The sequence below is a fragment of the Pseudomonas sp. B22129 genome (assembly GCF_044218875.1).
GTDB lineage: Bacteria > Pseudomonadota > Gammaproteobacteria > Pseudomonadales > Pseudomonadaceae > Aquipseudomonas.
Genome location: NZ_CP162592.1, coordinates 2639456 through 2651984 on the forward strand (window position 1 = coordinate 2639456; position 12529 = coordinate 2651984).

Annotated in this window: 12 protein-coding genes; 9 read left to right on the top strand and 3 right to left on the bottom strand. The window is 60.1% G+C overall.

What is annotated here, in order from left to right:
- Positions 1–9 precede the first annotated feature (9 nt).
- The 3 genes from AB4P94_RS12005 to AB4P94_RS12015 form a co-directional block, all read right to left on the bottom strand.
- Entirely contained in the window at positions 10–1320 is a 1311-nt protein-coding gene (locus AB4P94_RS12005) for an MFS transporter (RefSeq protein WP_395610693.1), read from the bottom strand.
- 352 nt (positions 1321–1672) lie between these two features.
- Positions 1673–2911, bottom strand: coding sequence for a transporter associated domain-containing protein (locus tag AB4P94_RS12010; protein WP_395610694.1), 1239 nt, complete (start codon positions 2909–2911; stop codon positions 1673–1675).
- Positions 2912–2923: 12 nt separating this feature from the next.
- Entirely contained in the window at positions 2924–3736 is an 813-nt protein-coding gene (locus AB4P94_RS12015; protein ID WP_395610695.1) for an inner membrane protein YpjD, read from the bottom strand.
- Between the two features lie 234 nt (positions 3737–3970).
- Between AB4P94_RS12015 and ffh the strand changes: the two genes are divergently transcribed.
- From ffh to thrC, 9 genes are all read left to right on the top strand, one after another.
- Positions 3971–5347 carry a signal recognition particle protein gene (gene ffh, locus AB4P94_RS12020; protein WP_003175900.1) on the top strand — a complete coding sequence of 459 codons (1377 nt, stop codon included), beginning with the start codon at positions 3971–3973 and terminating at the stop codon, positions 5345–5347.
- Between the two features lie 250 nt (positions 5348–5597).
- Entirely contained in the window at positions 5598–5849 is a 252-nt protein-coding gene (gene rpsP, locus AB4P94_RS12025; RefSeq protein WP_003175899.1) for a 30S ribosomal protein S16, read from the top strand.
- A gap of 5 nt (positions 5850–5854) precedes the next feature.
- On the top strand, positions 5855–6391 hold the full coding sequence (gene rimM, locus AB4P94_RS12030; protein ID WP_038848665.1) for a ribosome maturation factor RimM: 537 nt from the start codon (positions 5855–5857) through the stop codon (positions 6389–6391).
- A complete protein-coding gene (gene trmD / locus AB4P94_RS12035) occupies positions 6373–7146 on the top strand; it encodes a tRNA (guanosine(37)-N1)-methyltransferase TrmD (protein ID WP_016977714.1) in 774 nt (257 codons plus the stop codon). Before rimM ends, trmD begins: the two co-directional genes overlap by 19 nt.
- A gap of 45 nt (positions 7147–7191) precedes the next feature.
- Entirely contained in the window at positions 7192–7542 is a 351-nt protein-coding gene (rplS, locus tag AB4P94_RS12040) for a 50S ribosomal protein L19 (RefSeq protein ID WP_003175895.1), read from the top strand.
- A 240-nt stretch (positions 7543–7782) separates the two neighbouring features.
- Positions 7783–8679, top strand: coding sequence for a site-specific tyrosine recombinase XerD (gene xerD, locus AB4P94_RS12045; RefSeq protein WP_395610696.1), 897 nt, complete (start codon positions 7783–7785; stop codon positions 8677–8679).
- A gap of 153 nt (positions 8680–8832) precedes the next feature.
- Complete coding sequence (locus tag AB4P94_RS12050) at positions 8833–9564, top strand: disulfide isomerase DsbC N-terminal domain-containing protein (RefSeq protein ID WP_395610697.1); 732 nt, start codon at positions 8833–8835, stop codon at positions 9562–9564.
- 129 nt (positions 9565–9693) lie between these two features.
- Positions 9694–10998, top strand: a complete 1305-nt coding sequence (locus AB4P94_RS12055; protein ID WP_395610698.1) for a homoserine dehydrogenase — start codon at positions 9694–9696, stop codon at positions 10996–10998.
- A 66-nt stretch (positions 10999–11064) separates the two neighbouring features.
- Complete coding sequence (gene thrC / locus AB4P94_RS12060; protein ID WP_395610699.1) at positions 11065–12474, top strand: threonine synthase; 1410 nt, start codon at positions 11065–11067, stop codon at positions 12472–12474.
- Positions 12475–12529: the final 55 nt, after the last annotated feature.

The following is a 12529-nucleotide window of genomic DNA, read 5'->3' on the forward strand; positions in this document are numbered from 1 at the left end:
AGCGGTCTATCAAGCGATGCGATTCAAATCATTATCCCGCGTCTCTTTCAGGCACAACACAGCAATCAAGCTGAGCACCGCTGCCGCCGACACATACCCGCCTACATAACTCAGCCCACCCATCGCCACCAGCTTGGTCGCGAAGAACGGTGCCGCCGACGCGCCGACAATCCCGCCCAGGTTATACGCCGCCGAAGCACCGGTATAACGCACGCGCGTCGGGAACAGTTCCGGCAACATCGCGCCCATCGGGGCGAAGGTCACGCCCATCAGGAACAGCTCCAGGCTCAGAAACAGCGCGACCGCCCAGGTCGAGCCGTGGGTCAGCAGTGGCTCCATGGTGAAGCCCGACAGGATGGTCAGTATCGCGCCGACAATCAGCACCGGCTTGCGCCCGAAGCGGTCGCTGGCCCAGGCGGCAATCGGCGTTGCCAGGCCCATGAACAGCACGGCAAAGCACAGCAAGCCGAGGAACGTTTCGCGGCTGTAGCCCAGAGTCGACACGCCGTAGCTCAGGGAAAACGCAGTGGTGATGTAGAACAGCGCGTAGCACACCACCATCGATGCGGCGCCCAGCAAAACCGGTACCCAGTGTTGGCTGAACAGTTCTACCAACGGCACTTTCACCGGCGCTTCTTTGGCCACGGCATTGGCGAACACCGGGGTTTCATGCAGTTTCAAGCGCGCATACAGGCCGACCATCACCAGCGCGGCGCTGAGGATGAACGGGATCCGCCAGCCCCAGCTGCGAAATTGTTCGTCGTTCAGGCTCATGGCCAGAATCAGGAACAAACCGTTGGCCGCGAGAAAGCCAATCGACGGGCCCAGCTGCGGGAACATGCCGAACCACGCGCGCTTGCCCTTCGGTGCGTTCTCGGTGGCCAGCAACGCCGCGCCGCCCCATTCCCCGCCAAGGCCCAGGCCCTGGCCGAAACGCAGCACGCACAAGAGGATCGGCGCCCAGGCCCCGATGCTGTCGTAGCCCGGCAGCAAGCCGATCAGTGTGGTGCACACGCCCATCAGCAGCAGCGAGGCGACCAGTGTGGATTTACGCCCGATACGGTCACCAAAGTGGCCGAACAGCGCCGAGCCCAGCGGGCGGGCGATAAAGGCAATACCGAAGGTCAGGAATGACGCCAGCATCTGCGCAGTGCCGGAGGTCTGCGGGAAGAACACCGGCCCGATCACCAGCGCCGCTGCCGTGGCGTAGATATAGAAGTCGTAGAACTCGATCGCGGTGCCGACGATGCTCGCGGTCGCAACCCGTGCGGTGGAGTTGCTCGGGGCGGCGGTCGCAGCCTCGTTATAGGTGGTGCTCATGGAGGTATCCCTGACGGTCGTTGCGCGTTTGGTCGCGGATTATTATTGTCGAACACCCTTGTGTCGGAGTGTGCGCGGAGCGGCTCGGGATGGGAGCAAACACCGGTCAGACGGTAAAGCATTGCCTGGACGCGCTGAGTGCGGGTAGCACGCGGTCGGGCGGGGCTTTGGTAAGCCGTGGCGATTATAGGAAGGGGTTTGCGGATCCAACAAGTAGCGCTGGCACGCAGATAATCTAAATGTGGGAGCGGGCTTGCTCGCGAAAGCAGTGTATCAGTCAAAGAAGGGTTAGCTGACCCACCGCCTTCGCGAGCAAGCCCGCTCCCACATTGGACTGTGTTGAGCCAGTGAATCAGGCGGCGACGGGCACTCGGCTGGTGTGCCAGATCAACACCTTGCTCACGCGGTTGTCCTCGGTCTCAAGGATTTCCAGGCGATAGCGACCGATTTTCAGGCACACGGCGCAGTCTGGAATGGTTTCCAGCGCTTCGGTGACCAGGCCGTTGAGAGTCTTGGGGCCGTCGCTGGGCAGGTGCCAGCCCAGGCTTTTGTTCAGGTCGCGGATCGAGGCGGCGCCGTCGATGATGTAGCGGCCGTCGGGCTGTGCCTCGATATGCGGGTTATCCACAGCCTGATCGCTTTCGAATTCGCCGACGATTTCTTCGAGGATGTCTTCCAGGGTCACGATGCCCAGCACTTCACCGTACTCGTCCACCACCATGCCCAGGCGGCGCTGCTGTTTGTGGAAGTTCAGCAATTGCAGTTGCAGGGGGGTGCTTTCCGGGACGAAATAGGGTTCGTGGCAGGCGGCGAGCAAGGCTTCCTTGGTCAGGCTGGCATCGGGCAGCAGGTGTTGGATCTGCCGGGTGTTGAGCACGGCTTCGACCTGGTTGATGTCACTGTGGAACACCGGCAGGCGTGTGCGCTCAGAGGTACGCAGTTGCTCGATGATCTCCTCGACCGAGTCATCCAGGTTGATGCCGTCCACTTCGCTGCGCGGCACCAGGATGTCGTTGACCGTGATGTTGTCCAGCGCGTGAATGCCGGGCATGCCGGGCGTACGATTTTCGTCGGTCTCGGGCTCGGGTTCATCGTCGTGATCGGGCAATGGCTCGTCGCTCTTTTTCACCACGCCGGACTTGCGTGCGAACGGGCGCAGCAATAACAGGCTGATGCCATTGAGCAGCCAGGCCAGGGGGTAGAGGATTTTCAGCGGCACACCCAGCAGCGTATTGCCAAAACCCAGTACGGCTTGCGGGTGGCGAACCGCCAGGGCACGCGGCAGGTAGTCGGCCAGGACCAGCAAAATGGCGCAAGAGATCAGCCAGCCGAGCCACGGGCCGTTCTGCGCCCAGGCGTAGATGGCCAGCAGCGTGCACAGAATCACCACGGCGGCGCGGCACAGGCTGTTGCACAGGATCAGGCTGTTACGCGGAAAGCTCAGGCGGGCCGCGGCCTTGTCACCCTGGCGTGTGCCGGGGCGCAGGGCCAGCAGGTGCTGTTGCGCGGCTTCGATGGCGGTAAACAGCGCCGCCCACAAAACCAGCAAGGCGATTACCGCGAGCATCGGCCCAAGGGGCAAGTTGTCCATGATCGCTGCCCGTCAGATATGCAGGATGTATTCGCGAACCAGCTTGCTGCCGAAATAGGCCAGCATCAGCAGGCAGAAACCGGCCAGGGTCCAGCGGATCGCCTTGTGCCCGCGCCAGCCGAGGCGGTTGCGCCCCCACAGCAGCACGCTGAACACCACCCAGGCCAGGCACGCCAGCAGGGTTTTATGCACCAGGTGCTGGGCGAACAGGTTTTCGACGAACAGCCAGCCGGAAATCAGCGACAGCGACAGCAACGTCCAGCCGGCCCAGAGGAAGCCGAACAGCAGGCTTTCCATGGTTTGCAGCGGCGGGAAGTTCTTGATCAGGCCGGACGGGTGCTTGTTTTTCAGCTGGTGGTCCTGCAGCAGCAGGAGCAGCGCCTGGAACACCGCGATGGTGAACATGCCGTAGGCGAGGAGCGACAGCAGGATGTGGGCGAGGATGCCCGGCTCTTCATCAATGACCTGCACGGTGCCGGTCGGTGCGAATTGCGCGAGCAGGACCGTCAGCATGCCTAGCGGGAACAGCAGGACCAACAGGTTTTCGACAGGGATCCGGTAGCAGGCCAGCAAGGTCAGCGCGATCACGGCGGCGGCGATCAGGCTGGCGGCGCTGAAAAAGTCCAGGCCCAGGCCGACCGGCGTCATCAAGTGGGTAAACAGGCTCGCGGCATGGGCCAGCAGGGCCAGGACGCCAAGGCCGACCAGCAGGCGTTTGTCCGCCTTGGTGCCTTGGGCAAGACGAGTGCCCTGATAGAGGGTCGCAGCGGCATACAAAAGGGCGGCGGCGAGGCTGGGTAGCAAACTGGGTGACAAGGGGACCATAAATCCTGATAGACAAGCCCGAAAGGCGCTGAGTTTGGCATACCCCTGCGTTCCACGAAAGACTCCCGGGCCAGACAGCGGGTGTGCACCGGCGCAGTCTTCGCTATAATCCGCGACCTGCCCACGCCGCAGGCTCGCCGAGCGCTGTTTTTAATAGCGATTTACCACAGCCTGGGCCGCCATTACCTCGGTCTACCACTGCACTTCGCTGAATGGGGCCTGAAAGGATCGCGCATGTTTGAAAACCTGACTGACCGTCTCTCGCAGACGCTGCGCCACGTAACCGGCAAGGCCAAGCTGACCGAGGACAATATTAAAGACACCCTGCGCGAAGTGCGCATGGCGTTGCTGGAAGCCGACGTGGCCTTGCCTGTGGTCAAGGACTTCGTCAACTCGGTCAAAGAGCGCGCAGTGGGCACCGAAGTGTCCCGCAGCCTGACGCCGGGCCAGGCCTTTGTGAAGATCGTTCAGGCCGAACTCGAAAGCCTGATGGGCGCGGCCAACGAAGATTTGAACCTCAGCGCCGTGCCGCCAGCCGTCGTGTTGATGGCTGGCCTGCAAGGTGCGGGTAAAACCACCACCGCCGGCAAGCTGGCGCGCTTCCTTAAAGAGCGCAAGAAGAAGTCGGTGATGGTGGTGTCGGCTGACGTTTACCGTCCGGCCGCGATCAAGCAGCTGGAGATGCTCGCAGGCGAAGTGGGCGTGACCTTCTTCCCGTCCGACCTGAGCCAGAAGCCGGTCGACATTGCCAACGCGGCTATTAAAGAAGCCAGGCTGAAATTCATCGACGTGGTCATCGTCGATACCGCCGGCCGCCTGCACATCGACGAAGAGATGATGGGCGAGATCAAGGCGCTGCATGCCGCGATCAACCCGGTCGAGACGCTGTTTGTGGTCGACGCCATGACCGGTCAGGATGCGGCGAACACCGCCAAGGCCTTCGGTGATGCGCTGCCGCTGACCGGCGTGATCCTGACCAAGGTCGACGGCGACGCCCGTGGCGGTGCCGCGCTGTCGGTACGGGCCATCACCGGCAAGCCGATCAAGTTCATCGGTATGGGCGAGAAGAGCGAAGCGCTCGAGCCGTTCCACCCTGAGCGTATTGCCTCGCGCATCCTCGGCATGGGCGACGTGCTCAGCCTGATCGAACAGGCCGAAGCCACGCTCGACAAGGACAAGGCCGACAAACTTGCTAAAAAGCTGAAGAAGGGCAAGGGCTTCGACCTCGAAGACTTCCGCGATCAACTGCAACAAATGAAGAACATGGGCGGCCTCGGCGGCCTGATGGACAAACTGCCGAACATCGGCGGTGTGAACCTGGCGCAAATGGGCAATGCCCAAGGCGCGGCAGAGAAGCAGTTCAAGCAGATGGAAGCCATCATCAACTCCATGACCCCGGCCGAGCGCCGCGACCCTGAGCTGATCAGCGGTTCGCGCAAGCGTCGGATTGCCATGGGTTCCGGCACCCAGGTGCAGGACATCGGTCGCTTGATCAAGCAGCACAAGCAGATGCAGAAGATGATGAAGAAATTCTCCGCCAAAGGCGGAATGGCCAAGATGATGCGCGGCATGGGCGGTATGTTGCCCGGCGGCGGCATGCCGAAAATGTAAAGTATTCGAGCGCAAGCACGCTTGCGCTCCGACCCACAGGGACGTGGGATCTCCAGCAAACCCGCAGTCAGCGGGAGCTGACCAGCCGTTTTAACCGACGGCTCTATAGCAGATCTGAATGGCACACTGATAGGCGCCAGAAAAAGACATTTGCAAAAGTCCGGATATTCCTTAGAATATGCGGCCTTTCGGGCACCTATGCCCGCTGTGCATTTAGATTTGCAGCACCGACTACAGGAACGATGTTCACATGCTAACAATCCGTCTTGCCCTTGGCGGCTCCAAAAAGCGCCCGTTTTACCACTTGACCGTAACCGACAGCCGCAACCCGCGTGACGGTTCGCACAAGGAACAGGTTGGTTTCTTCAACCCTGTTGCTCGTGGTCAAGAAGTTCGTCTGTCCGTGAACCAAGAGCGCGTAGCCTACTGGCTGAGCGTGGGTGCACAGCCATCCGAGCGCGTTGCAAAACTGTTGAAGGACTCGGCTAAGGCCGCAGCCTGAGCAATATGAACGCGACGCCAGCTGTTGCTGATGATTTGATCGTTATCGGCAAGATTTACTCTGTTCATGGCGTTCGCGGCGAAGTGAAGGTGTATTCCTTTACTGATCCGACTGAAAACCTGTTGCAGTACAAGACCTGGACGCTCAAGCGCGAAGGTAGTGTGAAGCAGGTTGAGCTGGTCAGTGGACGCGGGAGCGATAAGTTCCTGGTCGCAAAGCTCAAGGGTCTTGATGACCGTGAAGAAGCTCGTCTTCTGGCCGGTTATGAGATCTGCGTGCCGCGAGACCTGTTCCCTGAATTGACCGACGGCGAGTACTACTGGTACCAGCTGGAAGGTCTGAAGGTTATTGATCAACTCGGGCAATTGTTCGGGAAAATCGATCATCTTCTGGAAACCGGCGCCAATGATGTAATGGTGGTCAAGCCTTGCGCTGGCAGCCTGGATGATCGCGAACGCCTGTTGCCCTATACGGCGCAATGCGTGTTGGCCGTCGACCTGGCCGCGGGCGAGATGAAGGTGGAATGGGACGCGGACTTCTAAGCGTGGCTAATTTGCGCATTGAAGTGATCAGTTTGTTTCCCGAGATGTTTTCCGCCATCAGCGAGTACGGCATCACCAGTCGGGCGGTGAAACAGGGGCTCTTGCAGCTTACCTGTTGGAACCCGCGAGACTACACGACGGATCGACATCACACTGTGGACGATCGCCCATTTGGCGGTGGCCCGGGCATGGTGATGAAGATCAAGCCCCTGGAAGACGCGTTGGTTCAGGCCAAGGCTGCCGCCGGGGAGAAGGCGAAGGTAATTTACCTGTCCCCTCAAGGCCGTCAGCTGAAACAGGCTGGGGTGCGCGAACTGGCGAATGAGGAAGCACTGATCCTGATTGCCGGTCGCTATGAAGGCATTGACGAGCGGTTTATTGAAGCTCATGTCGATGAAGAGTGGTCGATTGGGGACTATGTCCTGTCTGGCGGCGAGCTGCCGGCGATGGTCCTGATAGATGCGGTTACACGACTGCTGCCTGGAGCTTTAGGGCATGCGGACTCCGCGGAGGAAGATTCCTTCACGGATGGTTTGCTGGATTGCCCGCACTACACCCGACCGGAGGTGTATGCGGATCAGCGTGTTCCCGACGTATTGCTAAGTGGCAATCACGCACACATCCGGCGTTGGCGTTTACAGCAGTCCCTTGGTCGGACCTATGAACGACGCGCCGATCTTCTGGAAAGCCGCTCGCTTTCTGGAGAAGAGAAGAAGCTGCTCGAGGAATACATCCTCGCGCGGGACGATAGTTAACAACGTATCGATGGTAGGTCCATTGACTTACCTTAGGAGCACAGCATGACTAACAAAATCATCCTTGCACTCGAAGCAGAGCAGATGACCAAAGAGATCCCTACCTTTGCCCCGGGCGACACCATTGTCGTTCAGGTGAAAGTGAAGGAAGGCGACCGTTCGCGTCTGCAAGCGTTCGAAGGCGTGGTAATTGCCAAGCGTAACCGTGGTGTGAACAGTGCTTTCACTGTTCGTAAAATCTCCAACGGTGTTGGCGTAGAGCGTACTTTCCAGACCTACAGCCCGCAAATCGACAGCATGGCCGTTAAACGTCGCGGTGACGTACGTAAAGCCAAGCTGTACTACCTGCGTGACCTGTCCGGTAAAGCAGCTCGCATCAAGGAAAAACTGGCTTAAGTCCAGCTTCCCGATGCAGAAAAAAGCAGCCTACGGGCTGCTTTTTTGTGCCTGAAATTTGTCTATTTCCGGTTGCCGTTGGTGACCGTGCCTACCGGTCGTATCGACTCAACGGATCCAGAACCGAGTTGCGGCCATCGCAGGCAAGCCAGCTCCCACAGTTGAAATGCATTTTCCTGTGGGAGCTGGCTTGCCTGCGATAGGATCTACCAAACACTAAAGAAATCAGCCTGAGCCCCCATGCCCGCCATTGACCACCCTCTGATCGACCGCTTCCTCGATGCCCTCTGGCTGGAAAAAGGCCTGTCAGACAACACCCGTCAGGCCTATCGCAGTGACTTGGCCCTGTTCAACGGCTGGCTGCAGGAAAAAAACATCGAATTGGCCAACGCTGGCCGCGAGCTGATTCTGGACCATTTGGCTTGGCGCCTTGAACAGAACTACAAGCCTCGCTCCACCGCTCGTTTTCTCTCGGGCGCGCGTGGTTTTTATCGCTACCTGCTGCGGGAAAAACTCATCTCCATCGACCCAACGTTGCAAGTCGATATGCCTCAACTCGGTCGGCCATTGCCTAAATCCCTGTCGGAAGCGGATGTGGATGCATTGCTCGCCGCGCCGGACTTGAGCGAAGCCATCGGCCAGCGTGATCGCGCCATGCTGGAAGTGCTCTACGCCTGCGGCCTGCGGGTGACTGAACTCATAAGCCTGACGCTTGAGCAGGTCAACTTGCGTCAGGGCGTACTGCGTGTGATGGGCAAAGGCAGCAAGGAGCGGCTGGTGCCGATGGGTGAGGAGGCGATTGTGTGGGTGGAGCGCTATATGCGTGATGCTCGCAGCGAGTTACTGGGGGGGCGGCCCAGTGACGTGCTGTTCCCAAGCTTGCGCGGTGAGCAGATGACCCGGCAGACCTTCTGGCACCGTATCAAGCATCAGGCCAAGGTCGCCGGGATCGGCAAGAGCCTTTCACCGCACACCTTGCGCCATGCGTTTGCCACCCATTTGCTCAACCACGGCGCAGATTTGCGCGTCGTGCAAATGCTGCTCGGGCACAGCGATTTATCCACAACCCAGATCTATACCCACGTGGCACGTGCGCGCTTGCAGGATATGCACGCCAAGCACCACCCGCGAGGCTGAAAACATCCTGTAAAAGGTCAATTTATCCTGCTGCGGGCTGCCGTTGCGCCCAACTGTGGTAGGCTTTGCCGGTTAGCAAAGGGGACAGCCCATGCCCGAGTTTTCACATCGGTGCGACTGCTTCCGTCCCTGCATCTGCCTTCAGGAGTTCCCATGCGCTTGACCCAGATTATTGCCGCCGCAGCCATTGCGTTGGTTTCTACCCTTGCCTTCGCCGATGACGCCGCCGAGCAGACCATCCGCAAGAGCCTGGCCGCCTTGCAGCTCGACACCCCGATTGAAAGCGTCAGCGCAAGCCCGATGGCCGGCCTGTATGAAGTCAAGCTCAAGGGCAGCCGCGTGCTGTACGCCAGCGCCGACGGTCAGTACATCGTTCAGGGTTACCTGTTCCAGTTGAAAGACGGCAAGCCGGTCAACCTCACCGAGAAAGCCGAGCGCCTGGGGGTGTCCAAGCTGATCAACGGTATTCCGGTGGCTGAAACCGTGGTGTACCCGGCCATCGGCGAAACCAAGACCCACATCACCGTGTTCACCGACACCACCTGCCCTTACTGCCACAAGCTGCACGCCGAAGTGCCTGCGCTGAACAAGCTGGGTGTGGAAGTGCGCTATGTAGCCTTCCCGCGTCAGGGCCTGGGTTCGCCGGGTGACGAGCAACTGCAAGCCGTATGGTGCTCGGCCGATAAAAAAGCCGCCATGGACAAGATGGTCGATGGCAAGGAAATCAAGGCGGCCAAATGTGCTAACCCTGTTTCCAAACAGTTCGCCCTGGGCCAGTCCATCGGCGTGAACGGTACACCGGCCATCGTTTTGGCTGACGGCCAAGTGATTCCGGGCTACCAGCCGGCACCACAAGTTGCCAAACTGGCGCTGAGTGCCAAATAAACCAGCATCGTCGAACCTTTGACGATCATGGCCCGTTGACCAGTCAGCGGGTCATTAATTGAAAGCCGCAGTTGTGCGGCTGTTTTCCACGGCCGACCTAGCGTCGGCCGTTTCATGGGGAGTTCTTCAGTGAAACCGGTCAAAGTAGGCATCTGTGGGTTAGGGACCGTCGGTGGCGGCACCTTTAACGTACTTCAGCGTAATGCTGAAGAAATTTCCCGCCGCGCAGGCCGCGGGATTGAAGTGGCGCAAATTGCCACGCGTTCGCCAAAGCCTCAGTTCCAAACGACCGGTATTGCGATTACCAACGATGTCTTCGACGTCGCGACCAACCCTGAAATCGATATCGTCATCGAGCTGGTCGGCGGCTACACCGTGGCCCGTGAGCTGGTACTCAAAGCCATCGAGAACGGCAAGCACGTGGTCACCGCCAACAAGGCGCTGATCGCCGTGCACGGCAACGAGATCTTCGCCAAGGCGCGTGAGAAGGGCGTGATCGTGGCGTTCGAAGCGGCCGTGGCCGGTGGCATCCCGGTGATCAAGGCGATCCGTGAAGGCCTGTCTGCCAACCGTATCAACTGGGTGGCCGGCATCATCAATGGCACCGGCAACTTCATCCTCACGGAGATGCGCGAGAAGGGCCGCACCTTCGAAGACGTGCTGGCCGAAGCCCAGGCCCTGGGTTACGCCGAAGCCGACCCGACGTTCGACGTGGAAGGCATCGACGCGGCGCACAAACTGACCATTCTGGCGTCCATTGCCTTTGGTATCCCGCTGCAGTTCGACAAGGCCTACACCGAAGGCATCACCAAGCTGACCACTGCCGACGTGAACTACGCCGAAGCCCTGGGTTACCGCATCAAGCACCTGGGCGTGGCGCGCAGCACTCCGGCCGGTATCGAGCTGCGTGTGCACCCGACGCTGATCCCGGCCGACCGCCTGATCGCCAACGTCAATGGCGTGATGAACGCCGTGATGGTCAACGGTGATGCGGCCGGTTCCACCCTGTTCTACGGCGCCGGCGCCGGCATGGAGCCGACCGCGTCGTCGGTGATTGCCGACCTGGTGGACGTGGTTCGCGCCATGACCAGTGACCCGGAAAACCGTGTGCCGCACCTGGCTTTCCAGCCGGACTCGCTGTCGGCCCACCCGATCCTGCCGATCGAAGCCTGCGAAAGCGCCTACTACCTGCGCATTCAGGCTCAGGACCACCCGGGCGTGCTGGCGCAGGTTGCCAGCATCCTGTCGGAGCGCGGCATCAACATCGAGTCGATCATGCAGAAGGAAGTCGAGGAGCAAAACGGCCAGGTGCCGATGATCCTGCTGACTCACCGTGTGCTTGAACAGCACATCAACGACGCCATCGCCGCCCTGGAAGCCCTGCAAGGCGTGGTCGGCCCGGTGGTGCGGATTCGCGTCGAACACCTGAACTAACCGATTGTTCCAGGGGCCCCGTGCAATCGGCGGCCTCTGTTCGAGAATGTTTTAGAGGAGCCAGTCATGCGTTACATCAGCACCCGCGGCCAGGCACCGGCCCTGAATTTCGAAGACGTTCTGCTGGCAGGCCTTGCCACTGACGGCGGCCTGTACGTGCCGGAAAACCTGCCACGTTTTACCCAGGAAGAAATCGCTTCCTGGGCCGGCCTGCCGTATCACGAGCTGGCCTTCCGTGTGATGCGCCCGTTCGTCACCGGCAGCATTCCAGACGCCGATTTCAAGAAGATCCTGGAAGAGACCTACGGCGTATTTTCCCACAACGCCATCGCACCGTTGCGCCAGCTCAATGGCAACGAGTGGGTACTGGAACTGTTCCACGGCCCGACCCTGGCGTTCAAGGACTTCGCCCTGCAATTGCTGGGTCGCCTGCTCGATTACGTGCTGCAAAAACGCGGCGAGCGCGTGGTGATCATCGGCGCCACCTCGGGTGACACCGGCTCGGCGGCCATCGAAGGCTGCAAGCACTGCGAAAACGTCGACATCTTCATCCTGCACCCGCACAAGCGTGTGTCGGAAGTTCAGCGTCGCCAGATGACCACCATTTTTGGTGAGAACATCCACAACATCGCCATTGAAGGCAACTTCGATGACTGCCAGGAAATGGTCAAGAACAGCTTTGCCGACCAGAGCTTCCTCAAGGGTACGCGCCTGGTGGCGGTGAACTCGATCAACTGGGCGCGGATCATGGCCCAGATCGTCTACTACTTCCACGCTTCCCTGCAGTTGGGCGGCCCGGCGCGTTCGGTGTCGTTCTCGGTGCCGACCGGCAACTTCGGCGATATCTTCGCCGGTTACCTGGCACGCAACATGGGCCTGCCGATCAACCAATTGATCGTCGCTACCAACCGCAACGACATCCTGCACCGCTTCATGAGCGGTAACCAGTACGTCAAGGAGACCCTGCACGCCACGCTGTCGCCGTCGATGGACATCATGGTCTCGTCGAACTTCGAACGCCTGCTGTTCGACATGCACGGTCGCAACGGTGCCGCCATTGCCAGTTTGATGGATACCTTCAAGAGCGGTGGCGGTTTCAGCGTGGATGAAGAGCGCTGGACCGAAACCCGCAAGCTGTTCGATTCCCTGGCCGTGGACGACGCGCAGACCTGCGAAACCATTGCCGAAGTCTATGCCCAGACCGGCGAGCTGCTCGACCCGCACACCGCGATCGGCGTGAAGGCCGCGCGCGAATGCCGCCGCAGCCTGGACACTCCGATGGTGATACTCGGCACCGCCCACCCGGTCAAATTCCCGGAAGCGGTGGAGAAGGCCGGCGTTGGCAAGGCGCTGGAGCTGCCGGTGCATTTGACTGACCTGTTCGAGCGCGAAGAGCGTTGCACGGTGTTGGCCAATGACCTGAAAGCTGTGCAGGCGTTTGTGAGCCAGCATGGCAACCGGGGCAAGCCGTTGTAAGGCTGGCTGCGCACACAGAAACGCCGCTTTCCCTTCCTTGGGTCAGCGGCGTTTT